The organism is Streptomyces nodosus (genome assembly GCF_008704995.1).
Taxonomy (GTDB): domain Bacteria; phylum Actinomycetota; class Actinomycetes; order Streptomycetales; family Streptomycetaceae; genus Streptomyces; species Streptomyces nodosus.
This window is the reverse complement of the sequence record NZ_CP023747.1, coordinates 6,257,407-6,275,051: the sequence shown is the minus strand read 5'-3', so window position 1 is coordinate 6,275,051 and position 17,645 is coordinate 6,257,407. Positions and strand designations below refer to the sequence as shown.

The window sequence follows — 17,645 nt, the reverse complement described above, 5'->3', positions numbered from 1 at the left end:
CCCCAGGTTCGGGCGTGACATTTTCCGTTACGGAAAGGGTGAGCATGAGCCCAGGCAGACTCCGAACACCGCTCCTCCGCCGACTCGCCGCGCTGCTGCCGCTGCTGCTGGGGGCCGCGTTGCTGGTGCCGACTCCGGTCAGCGCCGCACCGGCGGCGTCCCGTCCCTCCGCCGAGGCCGCCGATCTCGGCCTGCGGGGTGACTACTACCGCATGTCCAGCACCACGGCGCTGGACTTCGCCTCGTACACCGGCACCCGCATCGACGACTCCCTCTACGTCGACGATCTGCTGCCCACGCTGCGCACCTACACCGGCACCACGGACAATGTCGCCGTGCGCTGGACGGGCCGGCTCCAGGTGCCCGCCGACGGCGTCTACACCTTCTACATCAAGGGCGACAACGGTTTCCGGATGTCCCTCGACGGGGCCAGTGTGATCGACCACTGGACCACCGACTGGGACGTCCAGACCACCTCCCAGCCGATCACCCTGACGGCCGGCCTGCACGATCTGGCGGTCGACTACAACCAGGGCAACGGCGGTGCCTATCTGCACACCGAGTGGTCGGGTCCGGGCTTCTCCCGCCAGCCGGTCCCCGACTCGGCGCTGCATCTGCCGGACGGCTTCGCCCCCGCCGACGCCAAGGGCACCGTCGGTACCACCGGCCGGACCGCCACGCTCACGCTGCCCTCCGCCGTGACCGCCGTTCCCGCGGGGGCCGCCAAGCACCTCGCGGTGATCTCCGGAGGCACCCTCTGGAACCCCACGGTGGCCAAGGATCCGGGGAACGCCTCCCGGCTCCAGATCACCCCCGGCAAGGACGACACCCCCGTCTCGCTCAACGCCGATGTGCGGATCAGCTACGACGGAAAGGGCGGCATCACCACCACGGGCGGCCGGGCGCTCGGTCCCTTCTCCGTGGTGGCGCAGAACAACTCCACCTGGTACTTCGCCACCAAGTGGGCCAAGGACGTCTCCGCCAAGAACGCCCTGCCCGAGTACCCGCGGCCGCAGCTGACCCGCAAGAACTGGCAGAACCTCAACGGCACCTGGCAGTTCCAGCCCACCCAGCAGAACGCCGCGCTGCCCACCAAGAAGCTCTCCGGGCAGATCCTGGTGCCGTATCCGATGGAGTCGGCCCTGTCCGGTGTCGCCCGGCACCACGACTGGTCGCTGTACCAGCGCACCTTCACCGTGCCGAACGGCTGGAAGGTGGGTTCGGGCAACCGGCTGCGGCTGAACTTCGGCGCGGTGGACTACGAGGCCTGGGTCTATGTCAACGGCAGGCAGGTCGCCCATCACACCGGCGGCTACGAGGAGTTCAGCGCCGACATCACCGGTGCGCTCACCCCTCGCGGTGCCCAGACCCTGCTGGTGAAGGTCAAGGACACCACGGACGACCGGTACGCGCTCGGCAAGCAGTCCACCGACCCGAGCGGCATCTGGTACACCCCGACCTCCGGCATCTGGCAGACCGTCTGGATGGAGCCGGTCCCCGAGGCGGGCGTCGACTCCCTGGTGCTCACCCCGGACCTGACGGACAACTCGCTCTCCGTCACGGTGCGTCCCACCGCCGGGACCGCCTCGACGGCGAAGGTCACCGCCACCGCCTACGCCGGCAACAAGGCCGTGGGATCGGTCACCGGCCGGGCCGGTACCGCGCTGCGCATCCCGATCAACAAGCCGCATCTGTGGAGCCCGGACGACCCGTACCTGTACGACCTCAAGGTGACCCTGGACGGCGGGCGTGCCGGAAAGGACCAGGTCGGCTCCTACTTCGGCATGCGGTCGATCAAGGTCGACCAGGTCGGCGGCGTCAACAAGATCCTGCTCAACGGGAAGCCCACCTTTGTGATGGCCACCCTGGACCAGGGCTTCTGGCCGGACGGCCTGTACACCGCGCCGACCGACGAGGCCCTGAAGTACGACCTGGTGGAGCACAAGAATCTCGGGTTCAACGCGGTGCGCAAGCACATCAAGGTGGAGCCCGCCCGCTGGTACTACTGGGCCGACCGGCTCGGTCTGATGGTGTGGCAGGACATGCCGAGCCGTATGACGGCGGCGGCGGACACACCGGAGACCAAGACCTTCGTCGACCAGGTGCACACCATCGTCGACCAGCACATCAGCAGCCCGTCGATCGTCATGTGGACGATGATGAACGAGGGCTGGGGCGAATGGAGCAAGGCCGCCACCGGTGAGCTCGCGGACGCGGTCAAGAAGCAGGACCCGTCCCGCCTGGTGGATGCCCACTCCGGAGTCAACTGCTGTGCGTCCAAGGGCGATTCGGGCCGCGGTGACATCATCGACTTCCACGACTACCACGGCCCGGCCAACCCGGCCCCGGACGCGACCCGGGCGTCCGTCGACGGGGAGCACGGCGGCTACTCGTATGTCGTTCCCGGTCACATCCTGGGGACCGCCGGCGGTCAGGACTACGGTGACGCCGCCACCAGCACCGAGGAGCTGACCAAGGCGTATGTGGAGAACACCAGGAAGCTGATCCAGCGCGCCTCCTGCGGGCTCTCCGGCTCGGTCTACACCCAGGTGACGGACGTGGAGGGCGAGCTCAACGGCCTGCTCACCTACGACCGCAAGGTGGTCAAGGTGCTCCCCGGCCCGGTGCGGGACATCAACCGGCAGGTCATCGCGGCGGGCTCGGCCGCGGGCGGGGTGAACGTCCCGTCGGGCACCCCGGGACTGAGCGGAGTGTCCTGGTGGCCGCTGCACCAGCAGTCCGGCACGACCGCCACGGATGTCGCCGGCAAACACGACGGCACCCTGAAGGGCGGCGCCTCCTGGACCTCCGGGCCGAACGGCGGCGCGGTACAGCTGGACGGCAGGACCGGTTATGTGGACGCCGGGGCGCCCGTCCTGGACACCGAGAAGGGCGACTACTCGGTGGCCGCCTGGGTCCGTCTGGACGACAAGGGGCACTTCAGCACCGCGGTGTCCGTCGACGGCGACTCCAGCAGCGCCTTCTACCTCCAGTACTCCCAGGCCGACAAGCGGTTCGCGTTCAGCTTCTCCGGCGCCCGGGCGCTGGCGGACGGCATCGGTGAGCCGCAGACCGGGAAGTGGTACCACCTGGTCGGCAGCTACAGCCACCGGGACGGGGCGCTGCGGATCTATGTGGACGGCACCGAGGCGGGCTCCGTCCGCGCCTGCAACGCGGAGGTGCCCTCCGGGAACCTGGTGATCGGCCGCGGCAAGTACAACGGCGGCCCGGTCGACCACTGGTCCGGTGCGATCGCCGACGTACACGCCTACGACCGCGCCCTGAGCGGGGCCGAGGTGGCCTCGCTGGCGGCCCACGAACCCACCGCGTCCACCCGGCGGTGACGACGGCGGGAGGCTCCCGGGCCGCCCCGGGAGCCTCCCGCCCCGCACCGCACCACGCCGCATTCCCACCCTGCGGCCCTTCGGCGGCCGGTCGAAGACGTCGACCTCGCCGTGCCAGAGCAGTCGCCCCACCACGCAAGGAGTGCACCAACCATGACCACCCCTCGCAGATCCCGTCTCGTGGCCGCCGTCTGCCTCGCTGCCGCCGCGACCCTCGCCGCCGCCGGCTGCTCCAAGGAGGAGGGCTCCGGCTCGGCCTCCTCCGACAGCAGCCAGGGCGCCCAGGTGGTGCAGTCGCCGTCCGCCGGCTCCTCGGGTTCCGGCTGCACCCTGGAGACCTACGGCGCCACCAAGATCGATCTGAAGAACGCGGTCGTCGGCTTCTCCCAGTCCGAGAAGGAGGCCAACCCCTTCCGGATCGCCGAGACCCGGTCCATCAAGGACGAGGCCGCCAAGCTCGGCGTCAAGAAGCTGCTCACCACCAACGCCCAGTCCCAGCTGCCCAAGCAGATCAGCGACATCCAGGACATGCTGGCCCAGGGCGCGCAGCTGCTCATCGTGGCGCCGCTGAACTCCGACGGCCTGGAGCCGGCGCTGCAGGCCGCCGCGGCCAGGCATGTGCCCGTGATCACCGTCGACCGCAAGCTCAACGCCACCGCCTGCAAGGACTATGTGGCCTTCCTGGGCTCGGACTTCGTCGAACAGGGCAAGCGGGCGGCGGACGCGATGATCGAGGTCACCGGGGGCAAGGGGAAGGTCGCGATCCTGCTGGGCTCGTCCGGGAACAACGTCACCACCGACCGCACCAAGGGCTTCGTCGACCAGCTCAAGGCCAAGGCCCCGGGCCTGGAGATCGTCGCCCAGCAGACCGGCGAGTTCGCCCGGGACAAGGGCCAGCAGGTGATGGAGCAGCTGATCCAGTCCAAGCCGGACATCACCGCCGTGTACGCGGAGAACGACGAGATGGGCCTGGGCGCGGTCACCGCGCTCAAGGGAGCCGGCAAGAAGCCGGGCAAGGACGTCAAGATCATCTCCGTCGACGGCACCCGCAACGCCGTACAGGCGCTGGCCGACGGCGAGTACAACGGGGTGATCGAGTCCAACCCCCGGTTCGGTCCGCTGGCCTTCGCCACCGCGCAGAAGTTCTTCGCCGGCGAGTCCATCCCGGAGAACGTGATCATCTCCGACCGCGCCTACGACGCGTCCAACGCCAAGGGCTCCCTGGGCGGAGCCTACTGAGAGGTCGCGCGGACACCCTTCGGGCCGCCCGGGTCCCCGGGACCCGGGCGGCCCGCTCCCGGCTGACCCACCGACGGAAGGCCTGACCCCATGGCACCCCCCGAAGCGGCAGTCGCCGCACCGCACCCGGCCCCGGAAGGCGCCGCACCACCGACGGTGCTGGAGGCCGTCGGCGTCGGCAAACGCTTCCCCGGCGTGGTGGCGCTGGACGACGTCTCCCTGACGCTGCGCCGCGGTGAGATCCACGCCCTGGTCGGCGAGAACGGCGCCGGCAAGTCCACCCTGATCAAGGTGCTCACCGGCGTGCACCGCCCCGACACCGGGGAGCTGCGCCTGGGCGGAAGCCCGGTCTCCTTCGCCCGGCCGCACGAGGCGCAGCAGGCCGGCGTGTCGACCATCTACCAGGAGGTCAATCTCGTCCCGATGATGAGCGTGGCGCGGAACATCTTCCTGGGCCGGGAGCCCAAGAACCGTCTGCGTCTGATCGACTTCCCCCGGATGCACCGGGAGGCGGCCGAGCTGCTGGCCGGCTTCGGGGTCACGGCCGATGTGCGCCGCCCCCTGAACACCCTGGGGGTGGGAACCCAGCAGATGGTGGCGCTGGCCCGCGCGGTCTCGGTGCAGGCCCGGGTGGTGGTGATGGACGAGCCGACCTCCGCGCTGGAACCGCGTGAGGTGGAGACGCTCTTCCGGGTCATCGAGGAACTGCACCGCAGGGACATCGCCATCCTCTATGTCAGCCACCGGATGGACGAGCTGTACCGGATCTGCGACCGGGTCACCGTGCTCCGTGACGGGCGGCTGGTGCACACCGGGCCGCTCGCGGACCTGGACCGGATGCAACTGGTCTCGATGATGCTCGGGCGGGAGGTCTCCGAGGTCCGCCGGCACGGCGTCACCGGCTTCGGCGCCGGTCATGACGCGGGCCGTGAGCCGGTGCTCAGCGCCGAGCGGCTCAGCCGCCGTCATCTCCTCCACGAGGTGTCACTGGAGTTGCGTCCGGGCGAGGTCCTGGGCCTGGGCGGCCTGCTGGGCTCCGGGCGCACCGAGACCGCCAAGGCCCTGGTCGGTGCGCTGCCGCTGGACTCCGGCACGGTCTCGGTGGCGGGCAGCCCGTTGCGCCGGCTGTCTCCCGCCGCGGCGATCCGGGCCGGTGTCAGTCTGCTCTCCGAGGACCGCAAGGCCGAAGGCATCGTGCCCGGACTGTCGGTGCGGGAGAACATCGTCCTGGCCGCGATGCCCCGTCTCTCCCGGGCCGGTGTGGTCTCCCGCAAGCAGCAGGACCGCATTGTCGAGATCTTCATGAAACGGCTGCGGATCAAGGCGGCGGGCCCCGAGCAGAAGGCCGGGGAGCTCTCCGGCGGCAACCAGCAGAAGGTGCTGCTGGCGCGCTGGCTCTGTCTGGAGCCCAGGGTGCTGCTGCTGGACGAGCCCACCCGCGGGATCGACGTCGGCGCCAAGGCCGAGGTGCAGACGCTCATCGACGAACTGGCGCAGGAGGGGCTGGCGGTGCTGCTCATCTCCTCCGACGTCGAGGAGCTGGTGGAGGGCGCGGACCGGCTGGTGGTGCTGCGCGGCGGCGCGGTGGCCGGTGAGCTGACCGGCGAGATGGTCAGCGAGGGCGAACTGCTGGACGTGCTGGCCGCGCACACCCCGGAGCCCGCCGCCGAGGCGCCGCACACAGACGAGGAGCAGGAATGACCCAGCTGTCGCCGGCCCTGGGACGCGGCGCGGTCCGGCTCGCCGCACCGGCCTGGTTCCAGAAGTACGGCGTCTATACGGCGGTGTTGGTGCTGCTCGCCTTCAACGCCGCCTTCACCGAACACTTTCTGACCGCCGCCAATCTGCGGACCCAGCTGGTGCAGGTCGCCCCCGTCGTCATCGTGGCGCTCGGCATGGCGCTGGTGATCGGCACCGAGGGCGTGGACCTGTCGGTGGGGTCCACGATGGCGCTGGCCACCGCGGTGCTGCCGCTCTATCTCGGCTACGGCCTGGTTCCGGCACTGCTCGTGGCGCTGCTGGCCGGGGTCGTCGTGGGCGTGGTCAACGGCACCCTGGTCGCGGTGGTGGGACTGCAACCCATCGTGGCCACCCTGGCCCTGTTCGTCGGCGGCCGGGGGCTCGCCCTGGTGCTGGCGGACGGTCAGCTCAAACAGATCGTCAACCCGGACCTGCTGGCGCTGGGCAGCGGCGAGGTGCTGGGCGTCCCCGTGGTGGTCCTGACCGCGGGCGTCCTGGCGCTGGCGATGGCCGGTCTGGTGCACCGCACCACCTTCGGCCGGCAGTTGGTCGCGGTGGGCGGCAACCGGGCCGCCGCCGGGCTCGCCGGGCTGCCGGTCAGGCGGGTCCTGATCGGCGTCTATGTCCTGTGCGGGGTGCTGGCGGCGCTCGCCGGTGTGCTGGCCACCGCCCGGCTGACCGCCAGCGACCCCTCCGCGCTCGGCAACCTCATGGAGCTGTCCGCGATCACCGCGGTGGTGGTCGGCGGCACCCCGCTGACCGGCGGCTCGGTGCGGGTGCTGGGCACCGTCACCGGTGCGCTGCTGATGCAGCTGCTGCGGGCCACCCTGGTCAAGCACGATCTGCCGGACTCCACCGCGCAGATCGCCCAGGCCGTCATCATCCTCGTCGCCGTCTATGTCGCCCGGGAGCGTCGGTCCCGATGAACTCACTCACCACACCGCGGCCCACCCCGGCCTCCCCCCGTCCGACGGCGTCCCCCTCCCCGGCCCTCGACCAGGAGCGGATCGCCTCGCTGCTGCAACGGCACGGCGCCCTCGCCGTCCTGGTCGCCGTCGTCCTGGTGTCCTCCTTCGTCTTCCCGTCCTTCGGCACGCTCGACAACGCCCAGAACATCGCGGTGCAGGCGTCCTTCATCTCCGTCGTCGCCCTGGGCATGACGCTGGTGATCATCACCGGTGGCATCGACCTCTCGGTCGGATCGGTGTTCGCGCTCGGCGGTGTGCTGGCCGCCTGGGCCTCGCAGTACGGTCTCTGGGCCGCGCTGCTGCTGCCGCTGGTGGTCTGCGGGGCGATCGGGGCGCTGAACGGGCTGCTGATCGCCCGGGCCGGGATGGCCCCCTTCATCGTCACCCTGGCCACCCTGCTGGGCGCCCGGGGCCTGCTGCTCGCCCTCACCCATGAGGGCGCCACCACCTATCTGGTGTCACGGGGCTCGGCCTTCGCCGAACTCGGCCAGGGGACGGTCGGCGGATTCGGATATCCCGTGCTCATCGCGCTGGCGCTGTTCGCCGCGGGCGGGGTGGTGTTGCAGCGCACCTCGTTCGGCCAGTCGCTGTTCGCGGTGGGCGGCAGTTCGGACGCCGCGACCCTAATGGGGCTGCCGGTGGCCCGCACCCGGGTGCTGGTCTATCTGCTCAGCGGGCTGCTGGCGGGGTTCGCGGGCGCGCTCAACGCCGCCCGGCTCTCCTCCGGGGTGACGATCATCGGAACGGGCATGGAGCTGGACGCCATCGCCGCGGTGGTCATCGGCGGCACCCTGCTGGTGGGCGGCGCCGGCTCGGTGAGCGGGACCCTGTGGGGGGTGCTGCTGCTCGCCGTCATCCAGAACCTCATCAACCAGATAGGCTCGCTCAATTCGTCCTACCAGTCCGTGGTCAGCGGCGGCTTCCTCATCGTGGTGGTCGTGGCCCAGCGATATCTCGCGCGGGCTCGCCGCACCAGATGACAGACGCCGTGCCGCAGGACCGTCGCTGTCCTGCGCCCGGCCCGACAAGGAAGGAACTCCGTGGGCGTCAGCCTGAAAGACGTCGCGCTGCGAGCGGGAGTGTCCATCAAGACCGTCTCGAACGTCGTCAACGACTATCCGCACGTCACCCCCGCCATGCGGGCCCGGGTCCAGCAGGCGATCGATGAGCTCGGCTACCGCCCCAACCTCACGGCGCGCCATCTGCGCAAGGGCCGCACCGGAATCATCGCGCTGGCCGTCCCCGAACTGGGCAACCCCTACTTCGCCGAGCTGGCCAGCGCGGTCATCGACGCCGCGGCACGCCACCACTACACCGTGCTGCTCGACCACACCGCCGGCATGCGGGAGAAGGAGATGCTGGTCTGCCAGGGGTTCCGGACCCATGTGATCGACGGTCTGATCCTCTCCCCCATCGAACTGGAGAACCAGGACCTGCGCGGCCGCACCGACGCGGCGCCGCTCGTGCTGCTCGGCGAGCGGGAGTACGACGCCCCCTACGACCACATCGCGATCGACAACGTGGCCGCGGCGCGCAGCGCGGTCCGCCATCTGGCCGGCATGGGACGGCAGCGGATCGCCTTCCTCGGCGCGCGGGCGGAGAGCGCCCGGCAGCCGGCCCATCTGCGCCTTCAGGGGTGGCGGGAGGAACTGGCGGCGGCCGGGCTGCCGCACGACGACTCGCTGGTGGCCCCCACCGACGGCTACGGCCGGGCGGACGGCGCGCAGGCCATGACCACCCTGCTGGACCGCGGGGCACGGCCCGACGCGGTCTTCGCCTACAACGACCTCCAGGCGATCGGCGCCATGAGGGTGCTCGGGGAGCGCGGGCTGCGGGTCCCGCAGGACGTCGCGGTGGTGGGGTTCGACGACATAGAGGAGGGCCGCTACGGGGCGATCACCCTGACCACGGTCTCCCCCGACAAGCAGGCCATCGCCCGCCAGGCCGTCGGCTGCGTCATCTCACGGCTGACCGGCTCGGCCGAGGCCGAGCCACGCCGACTGCGGCCGGGCCACGACCTGGTGGTCCGCGAGTCCACCCTGGGCCGCCACCGCTGAACCGGGCGGGGCCCTTCCGCACGGCGGCGCGCGCCGGCCCTGTACCGGGGCACCCCGGACCGTACGAGCCCGGCACCGCCTCGCGCACCCCTCATACCGGCCGTCCCGCCCGATGCCGTGCCCCGTCCCCGAGCGACCCGACGGTGCACCTCCCGCTCGGCTCCGGCCGTACGCGGGCCGTCACCGCGGCCGGCTCGCCGCCCCTCGGGGTTCCGCCGTCGGTCGGCGGCACCGACGCCCCTGTTCCACCGACCCTCCACGGTGTTCGGCGAAACAGGGGCGCGGCGTCCGCTCGTTCGGCGACCGGAGGTCAGCGCGCCGAGTACGCCTTCGGCAGGCGCATGCCGCGCTCGGCCATGATCTGGCGGACGTGGTTCGGGTAGTTGGTGATGATGCCGTCGATGCCCATGTCCATGAGGGCCTTGACGGTGTCCGGGTCGTCACAGGTCCAGGGGATGACCGTCAGACCCCGGGCGTGCGCCGACTTGACCATCTCCTTGGTCACATAGAAGCGGAAGTCCGGGTCGGCGACGGTGCCGTTCTGCGGGAAGCCGTAGACCGGGGAGAGCGCCTTGACGCCCTTGATGGAGGCCGCGGCCCTGACGAAGTCGCCGTCGTAGTCGTCGGCGTCGATGCCGCCCAGCCACGGGGACTTGCCGGGCTTGCCCACCTGGAGGAAGTCGTAGTTGGTCAGGGCGACCAGGGGCCACGTGGGCGCGAGCTTGTGTATCTCCTTCAGCGCGCCCCAGTCGAAGGACTGGATGGTGACCTGCTTCTCGATGCCCGAGGCGTGGATCTCCTCGTAGACCCGGCGGACGAACAGCTCCCGCGGCGCGGTCTCCTCGGGGGCTCCCGCCTCGACCTTGGTCTCGATGTTGAGCTTGACGCCCTTGGCCTTGTACCTCTTGACCAGGCCGAGGACGTCCTTGAGCTCCACCATGCGGAAGCCCTTGATCTGCTCCTGCTCGGGGAAGCCGGGCAGCTGCTGGAAACCGCAGTCCATGGTCTTAATCTGAGCGAGCGTCAGATCCTTGATGTACTTGCCGACATACGGGTACATCGGGTCGTTCGGCGTCACCGGCGCGGTGTCGGCGCACTTGTCCTTGCTGATCTGCCGGTCGTGGTTGACGACGACCTTGCGGTCCTTGGTGATGTGCGTGTCCAGCTCGAGCGTGGTGACACCCAGCCGCAGGGCCTTGCCGAAACCCTCCAGGGACTCCTCGGTCGTCATCCCGATGCCGCCGCGGTGCGCCTGCAGATCGAAGTGGGTCTTCTGCGGCAGCACGGACGGGCCGGCGGCCGGAGAGGCATGGGCGACGGTGGGCGAGGCGAGCACGGCTACCAGAGTCAAACTCGCCAGGACATTACGCGCAGTCAACTGTGACATCAGAAACCTTGCTTCTCGGGGCTGGGGGGCGACCGGAAGCTATGGGCGGGACCCGGCCCGCACCGCAACCGGGCATGAGGGAAACATGAACGGTCGCGGAAGACGCCGCCCGTCACCGGATGTCCACGGCCGTCATCGCGCCGTGAACGCCGTGGGTGGGGTCCGTGGTCGGGTGGTGCATGGCGCCCCGGAATCGGAACGGCAAATTTTCAGAGGTTTACCTGAGGTGCTTCCGCCCCCTTTGCTGGCTTTTTCACGGAAGTTGACGGAGGAACTCACCGCCGGTTGTTTATAGCCTCTCCTTCTGGACCTCTCCACCGGAGACTTCCCAGAGGATCCCCCCGAGCTGCCTGACCTGAGCCAGACGTGGAGCAAAACATGTTTAATGGTCAACCAGCTTCAGTTCCGGCATCGCATCCCGCCCTACGGCACCGGTCCCGTCTGCTGCGCTACGCCAACCGGCTCACCGCGGGCGACCCGCACCGCGCCGAGGACATCGTGCAGGAAACCCTGCTGCGGGCCTGGCTCACCGCCCCCGACCTCGACGCACCCGACGAGGAGCGGCTGATCGCCTGGCTCTACCGTGTGGCGCACAACCTCGCCGTCGACGCCCGCCGCCGCGACCGTGCCGTCCCGGTCGGTGTGCTCGGCGACGACATGCTGCGCCGGCCGGAGGGCTACGGCGACCTCGCCGACACCGTGGTGGACCGGCAGATCGTCCGACGGGCCCTGGCCCGGTTGTCGCCCGAACACCGGGAGGTGCTGTTCCACGTCCATCTGCGCGACCGCACCCGGGCGGAGGCCGCCCGCGCCATAGGCGTGCCCCAGGGCACCGTCAAGTCGCGCAACCACTACGCCCTCCAGGCCATGCGGCGGGAGATGCCGGCGGCGTGAGACACGGCGAACCCCTCACCGTGACGGCACAGTCCGCCGCCCACGGCACCCCGCGCACCGGCGCACCCGGCACCCCGACCGTCCCCATCCCCGCAGGGAAGCGCCGCCCCGGCGGCGGGGACGGCGAACGGCCGGGCGCCCCGGCACACCCCGACCCCACCGCCCCACGGGACGGCGCATCCGGCGCGGCGGCGCACAGGCCTTCCGGCCGTGCCCGGCGCACCGCTCCGGTGCGACACCTCGATCCCGGCGGCCCGAAGGAAACCCCATGAGGCATACCGACCCGTTCGTCTGGTTCCACCAGCACAGCGACGCCGTCTTCCGATGGCTCGGCATCGCCGGCGCCGTGCTGCTCTGCTTCCTGCTGCTGCGGATGTGGGCGATGCGCTGGGGCGGCTGGCGCAAGGCCTGGGCCCGGCTGCTCCGCGAACTGTCCCTCACCGTCCACGCGTTCGCCGAGCCCGTCCGCGCCTGGCTGCGCTACCGCAGCACCCTGCGGATGCTGGTGCGCCGGCTGGGCACACCCGCCGTGTGGCGCGACGCCGAACGCGCCCTGGCCGCCGCCCGCGTCGCCGCCGCCCCCGACCGTCCCTACGCCGCGCTGGTGGGCACCGGCACGGTGACCGTGCTGCTGGCCGGGCCCGACGACCCGGAGCCCTGGACCGTCACCCGAGCCGAACTGCCCCCGGTGACCCCGGAGGCGGCCGACGCCCGCCCCCTCGTGGTCGCCATCGGCGCCATGGAGCACGGGGCGGAACGTCAGTGCGCCTTCCTCGATCTGGCGGTGGGTCCGCCCGTGGTGTCCGTCACCGGTGACGAACGTGCCTCCCGGGCCCTGCTCCAGGCCGTCACCGCCCAGCTGGACATGCGACTGCCCGACCGGCTGGTCGTGGTCGCGGAGGGGGTGCACCGCAACCACCCCGGCCTCCCGGTCCGCGACGCCTACCGGGAGGCCCGGAAGACCCCGCCCCGGCTCGGCCTCGTGCCGGTCCTGGTCTCCGCCGGGCTGCCCGACCCGCTGCCGCCGGAGCTGGCCGCGCCGCCCGGGGAAGCCCCCGCCCTGCGGGCCCTGATCCTCGGCCCCGGCCGGGGGTATGTCCGGGGCCTGCTGACCGAGCCGTACGGGCGGGTCGCCGTCACCGGCACCCCCCTGCTGGCGCGCTGCGACGCACTGGGCCGGGCCGTGGCACGGGTGCTGGACACCGTGCCGCCCGTGCTTGCGCCCGCCCCGGCCGCCGAGGCCGCCACCGGACAGAGCGTCGACGAACTCTTCGCGGAGGCGGAGGAGGCGGCCCCGGTGTTCCGCTCCGGCCCGGCGAAGACCGCCGCCCCGGTGCCGGCCGCCCCCGCCCGACCGACCGAGACCACCGAGCCGACCCAGGCCCCGAAACGGACCGCCACGTGAAACTCACCCTCACCACCGCCGACGCCACCGGCCGCCGGGCGGACCATCTGCTGGAGCTGCCCGAGGGTGCGACCGTCGCCGACCTCGGCACGGCCCTCAACTCCCCGCGTCTCTACCTCGGGGAGCGCCCCCTCAACCCCGATCTGCCGGTCGGCGCCAGCGGCATCCGCGCCGGCGCGCTGCTCGGCCTGGACACCCCGGTCTCCTCGGACACCGCCACCCGGGCCTGGGAGCCGCCGTCCACCGACCCGCTCCTCGTGGAGGTGCGGCACGTGGGCGGCCCCGGGTCCGGGCGGTCCTGGCGGCTCGGCCCCGGCAGCCATGAGATCGGCACCGACCGCGGCTGTGCGCTGCGGCTGACCGGCGGCGACGCGCCCGAGCAGGGCGTGTGGATCACCGTGGGCACCGACGGGCAGGTCACCTACCGGCTGCCCGAGGACGCGGACCCCGCCCGGCACGGGCTGCGCAGCCTCACCCCGCCGCCCCCGGTCGACCCCGAGACCGGCACCCCGCTCACCGCCGAGGAACCGGCCGAGCCCGTGGACGGCGGACCCGGCGGCCACACCCCGCGCCCCGCGCCGCCCGGTCCCGACGGGCTGCCCACCCCGCCGCCCCTGCCCCGGCCCGGCCACCGGCCGCCGCCGGAGGACGGCTCCGAGGCCTGGCCGCCGTACGCGGACCTCGCGCTCGGCGCCCATCTGCTGCGGCTCGCCCCGCCGTTCGAGGCGGACGCGGCCGTCAACCCCTCGGCCGACGGACTCGCCGTGGAGTACAACCGGCCGCCGCGCATCGCCCCGCATCTGGACACCGAGACCATCCGGATGCAGGGCCCGCCCGGGGAGCGCAGGAACCGGCCCTTCCCGTTCCTGATGATGATGGCGCCGCTGGTCATGGGCCTCGTCATGATGAGCCTGTTCCGCACGATCTACTTCGCCGTGTTCATCTTCTTCACCCCGATGATGGCGATCAGCAACTGGATCATGGGCCGGCGCACCAACCGGCAGCAGCAGGAGGAGTCGCTCCGGCTGTACCGGCTGCGCCGGGCGGCACTGGAGCTGGAGGTGCGGGACGCCACGCTGGCCGAACGCGACCTGCGCAATGTGACGTTCCCCGACCCGGCCACCGTGCTGCTCACCGCCACCGGACCCGGCAGCCTGCTGTGGCAGCGCCGCCGCCGCGACCCCGACCACCTCACCCTGCGGCTCGGCACGGTCACCCGGCCCTCCCTCAAGCGGATCGACGACCACGCCCGCGAGGCCAATCACCGTCAGGTGCACTGGCGGGTCGCCGATGTGCCCTTCGGCGTCGAACTCGCGGACCACGGCGTCGTCGGCGTCTCCGGCCCCGGCGACACCCCGCGCCGGGTGGCCTGCTGGGCGGTGGCGCAGGCCGCCGTGCTGCACAGCCCGCGCGATCTGCGGATCGTGGTGCTGACCGGGGACGAGCACGCGGACGCCTGGAGCTGGGTGCGCTGGCTGCCGCATCTGCGGCCGGGACGGCCGGGCAGCGTGATCGCGCTGGGCAACGACCCGGAGAGCACCGCCCACCGGGTCAACGAGCTGATCGCCGACATCCAGGCCCGTACCACGGCCCAGGGCGCCTCGGCGCTCGGCCACACCCTGCTGCGCGAGCCCGATGTGCTGGTCGTGCTCGACGGCGCCCGGCGGCTGCGCGACGTGCCCGGCATGGTGCAACTGCTCACCCAGGGCCCCTCGGTGCGGATCTTCAGCCTCTGCGTCGACGAGCGGGAGCGACTGCTGCCCGAGGAGTGCACGGCGGTCGTCACCGCGGAGGGCAACCGGCTCACCGTGCGGTCCTCCGGGGTCCCGGTGGTCGAGGGCGTGCGCGCCGACCTGGTGGACACCGCCTGGTGCGAGGAGGTCGCCCGGGCGCTCGCCCCGGTGCGGGACGTCACGGTGGACAGCGACTCCGGGCTGCCCTCCGACGTACGGCTGCTGCCGCTGCTCGGGCAGGAACCGCCCAACCCGGCGGCGCTGGCCGCCGAATGGGCCCGCCGGCCCGCCTCCACCGTGTTCACCCTGGGCGCCGGGTACGAGGGCACGCTCCGGCTCGACCTGGTCAAGGACGGTCCGCACGGGCTGATCGGCGGCACCACCGGGTCAGGCAAGTCGGAGCTGCTGCAGACCCTGATCGCCTCGCTGGCCGCGGCCAACCGGCCCGACGAGCTGACCTTCGTGCTCGTCGACTACAAGGGCGGCAGCGCCTTCCGGGAGTGTGCCGAACTCCCGCACACCCTGGGCATGATCACCGACCTGGACGGGCATCTGGTGCAGCGGGCGCTGGCCTCGCTCGACGCCGAACTGCGCCGCCGGGAGCAGGTGCTGGCCGAGGTCGAGGCGAAGGACCACCCCGAGTACCGGGCCAAGCGGGCCCGCGACCCGAAGCTGCCCCCGCTGCCGCGGCTCATCCTGGTCATCGACGAGTTCGCCACCCTGGTACGGGAGTTGCCGGAGTTCGTGCCCGGTCTGATCAGCCTCGCCCAGCGGGGCCGGTCGCTCGGTCTGCATCTGATCCTGGCCACCCAGCGGCCGGGCGGCTCCGTCAGCAACGAGATCCGCGCCAACACCAATCTGCGGATCGCGCTGCGCGTCACCGACCGCTCCGAGAGCCAGGACATCATCAACGCCCCCGACGCGGTGAGCATCTCGCCCTCCAGCCCCGGCCGGGCGCTGCTGCGGCGCGGCGCCGGGGCCCCGGTCCCGTTCCAGACGGCCTGGGTGGGCGCCGAGCGCGGCGCGGGCACGGCGCAGGAGGAGTCCGCCCCCCGGCCCGTGCGCGGCGTCGAGCTGACCTGGCAGCGGCTGGGCCGCCCGGCTGAGCTGTCCGCACCGGAGGAGGACGAGCTGTTCCTCGAGGCGCTGTCCGCCGAGGAGCCGCTGACCGATCTGCGTGCCCTGGTGGAGGCCGTCGGCCAGGCCTCCGCCCTGCTGGACGACTTCGTGCCGCAGCCGAGCCCCTGGCTGCCGCCGCTGCCCGAGGCCGTCCGCGCGGAGGACCTGCCGCCCGTCCCGCCGGTACCGCCGGGCGCACTGCCGCTCGTCCCGTACGCCCTGCTCGACCTGCCCAAGCTCCAGCAGCAGCGGCTCGGCACGATCGACTTCGCCACCTTCGGGCATCTGTATGTGATCGGCTCACCGCGCTCCGGACGCACCCAGGTGCTGCGGACCGTCGCGGGTTCGGCGGCCCTGGTGACCCCCTCCTCGGATCTGCACATCTACGGCATCGACGCGTCCGGCGGCGGCCTGGCCGCTCTGGAGGCCCTGCCGCACTGCGGGGCGGTCGTCTCACGGCACGACACCGAGCGGCTGGAGCGACTGGTCGCCCGGCTGGTCGGCGAGTTGACGCGCCGTCAGCGGCTGATCGCGCAGCATGACAGCGCGGGCCTGGGCGAACTGCGGTCCAAGCTGCCGAAGGACCGCCGTCCGGCCCGGATCCTGGTGCTGGTCGACGGCTGGGACGCGCTCAGCGCGATGCTGGACGACTACGACGGCGGCCGGGTCTACTCCGAGGTGGTCCGGCTGCTGCGCGAGGGCGCGGCGGCCGGCATCCATGTCATCGCCACCTCCGAGCGGCTGCTGCTGGGCGGGCGGCTCGCGGCGCACAACGACAACCGGCTGCTGCTCAAGCAGGCCGATCTCAGCGATTACAACATCGCCGGGCTCGGCCGCAACAAGGTGCCGGCCCATATCCCCCCGGGGCGCGGCTGGCTGGCGCCCAGCGGGATCGAGGCGCAGATCGCGCTGCTGCCGACGGAGGACGGGGGCGACCAGGCGGACGCGCTGCGCGAGATCGGCCGCCGTACGACGGCCCGGGACGCGCAGCTGTCGGCGGCCCGGCGGCCGTTCAGGGTGGAGGAACTGCCGACGCTGATCGGCTTCCAGGACGCCATCGACCAGGTGCCCCAGACCGAACGTCGTCCGCTGTGGGCGCTGCTGGGGGTGGGCGGCGACGCGGGCGAGCCGCTCGGCTACGACTTCACGGTCGGCGGCGGGTCGTTCATGGTCGCCGGTCCTCCGCGCTCCGGGCGCAGCACCGCGCTCGCCTCGATGTGTGTGTCCCTGCTGCTGGGCGGCACCGCGCTGGTGGTCCTCACGCCGCGCGACTCGCAGTTGCGGCAGTTGGCGGCGCACGATCTGGCGCAGGTCATCACCGACCCCGACCCGTCGGCGGAGACCGTGGCCGAGGCGCTGAAGGCGGTCGCGGGCAAGCCGTCGGTGGTGGTCGTGGACGACGCGGATCTGATGCTGAGCTGCCGTGCGGACAAGGTACTGCGCCAGGTCGCGACCTCCGGGCGCGACCACGGTCAGGGCCTGCTGCTGGCGGGTCTGCCCGAGTCGATGAGCTCCCTGGGCTGGGTGGGCATGGCCCGCCGCTCCCGCCGGGGTGTGCTGCTAGGCCCGAAGTCCATCGGCGAGGGCGACCTCATCGGTGCCCGGCTGTCCGCGGAGCAGGTCCGCACGCCCCTGGTGGCCGGCCGCGGCTGGACGGCGAGCGAGTCGGGCACCGCCATCATGGTCCAGGTGCCGCTCACGGTCCTGGGCGGCTGAGAAACACCCGGACACACGGGCATGTGAAGGGGGCCGGGCACAC

General features: G+C 72.0%; 10 protein-coding genes. 9 read left to right on the top strand and 1 reads right to left on the bottom strand.

Annotation, left to right across the window (positions count from 1 at the left end; all coding sequences use genetic code 11):
• The first annotated feature begins 44 nt into the window (after window positions 1-44).
• From CP978_RS27995 to CP978_RS27970, 6 genes are all read left to right on the top strand, one after another.
• Window positions 45-3,344: a glycoside hydrolase family 2 gene (locus tag CP978_RS27995; RefSeq protein WP_043445323.1), complete on the top strand. Its 3,300-nt coding sequence runs from the start codon at window positions 45-47 to the stop codon at window positions 3,342-3,344.
• A gap of 153 nt (window positions 3,345-3,497) precedes the next feature.
• Window positions 3,498-4,583, top strand: a complete 1,086-nt coding sequence (locus CP978_RS27990; RefSeq protein ID WP_043445321.1) for an ABC transporter substrate-binding protein — start codon at window positions 3,498-3,500, stop codon at window positions 4,581-4,583.
• 90 nt (window positions 4,584-4,673) lie between these two features.
• Window positions 4,674-6,284 carry a sugar ABC transporter ATP-binding protein gene (locus tag CP978_RS27985; RefSeq protein WP_043445319.1) on the top strand — a complete coding sequence of 537 codons (1,611 nt, stop codon included), beginning with the start codon at window positions 4,674-4,676 and terminating at the stop codon, window positions 6,282-6,284.
• Window positions 6,281-7,249 carry an ABC transporter permease gene (locus CP978_RS27980; RefSeq protein WP_043445316.1) on the top strand — a complete coding sequence of 323 codons (969 nt, stop codon included), beginning with the start codon at window positions 6,281-6,283 and terminating at the stop codon, window positions 7,247-7,249. Before CP978_RS27985 ends, CP978_RS27980 begins: the two co-directional genes overlap by 4 nt.
• Complete coding sequence (locus CP978_RS27975) at window positions 7,246-8,271, top strand: ABC transporter permease (RefSeq protein ID WP_043445314.1); 1,026 nt, start codon at window positions 7,246-7,248, stop codon at window positions 8,269-8,271. Before CP978_RS27980 ends, CP978_RS27975 begins: the two co-directional genes overlap by 4 nt.
• 60 nt (window positions 8,272-8,331) lie before the next feature.
• Window positions 8,332-9,348 (top strand): LacI family DNA-binding transcriptional regulator, encoded by a 1,017-nt coding sequence (locus CP978_RS27970; RefSeq protein ID WP_043445312.1) that lies wholly within the window; start codon window positions 8,332-8,334, stop codon window positions 9,346-9,348.
• A gap of 310 nt (window positions 9,349-9,658) precedes the next feature.
• On the opposite strand, the gene CP978_RS27965 is transcribed toward CP978_RS27970, so the two are convergent.
• Window positions 9,659-10,726, bottom strand: a complete 1,068-nt coding sequence (locus CP978_RS27965; protein WP_043449680.1) for a glycerophosphodiester phosphodiesterase family protein — start codon at window positions 10,724-10,726, stop codon at window positions 9,659-9,661.
• Between the two features lie 387 nt (window positions 10,727-11,113).
• Between CP978_RS27965 and CP978_RS27960 the strand changes: the two genes are divergently transcribed.
• The 3 genes from CP978_RS27960 (at window position 11,114) to CP978_RS27950 (ending at window position 17,602) form a co-directional block, all read left to right on the top strand.
• A complete protein-coding gene (locus CP978_RS27960; protein ID WP_043445310.1) occupies window positions 11,114-11,629 on the top strand; it encodes a sigma-70 family RNA polymerase sigma factor in 516 nt (171 codons plus the stop codon).
• Between the two features lie 268 nt (window positions 11,630-11,897).
• Window positions 11,898-13,034, top strand: a complete 1,137-nt coding sequence (locus CP978_RS27955) for a hypothetical protein (RefSeq protein WP_052454324.1) — start codon at window positions 11,898-11,900, stop codon at window positions 13,032-13,034.
• The gene (locus CP978_RS27950) at window positions 13,031-17,602 is read left to right on the top strand and encodes an FtsK/SpoIIIE domain-containing protein (RefSeq protein ID WP_150478323.1); all 4,572 of its coding nucleotides are present in this window, start codon (window positions 13,031-13,033) and stop codon (window positions 17,600-17,602) included. The genes CP978_RS27955 and CP978_RS27950 overlap by 4 nt, the downstream gene beginning before the upstream one ends.
• Window positions 17,603-17,645 lie beyond the last annotated feature (43 nt).

Bases quoted from the DNA above. Each gene is read 5' to 3' on its own strand.
- CP978_RS27995 (WP_043445323.1), top strand. From the start codon at position 45: ATGAGCCCAGGCAGACTCCGAACACCGCTCCTCCGCCGACTCGCCGCG.
- CP978_RS27990 (WP_043445321.1), top strand. From the start codon at position 3,498: ATGACCACCCCTCGCAGATCCCGTCTCGTGGCCGCCGTCTGCCTCGCT.
- CP978_RS27985 (WP_043445319.1), top strand. From the start codon at position 4,674: ATGGCACCCCCCGAAGCGGCAGTCGCCGCACCGCACCCGGCCCCGGAA.
- CP978_RS27980 (WP_043445316.1), top strand. From the start codon at position 6,281: ATGACCCAGCTGTCGCCGGCCCTGGGACGCGGCGCGGTCCGGCTCGCC.
- CP978_RS27975 (WP_043445314.1), top strand. From the start codon at position 7,246: ATGAACTCACTCACCACACCGCGGCCCACCCCGGCCTCCCCCCGTCCG.
- CP978_RS27960 (WP_043445310.1), top strand. From the start codon at position 11,114: ATGTTTAATGGTCAACCAGCTTCAGTTCCGGCATCGCATCCCGCCCTA.
- CP978_RS27955 (WP_052454324.1), top strand. From the start codon at position 11,898: ATGAGGCATACCGACCCGTTCGTCTGGTTCCACCAGCACAGCGACGCC.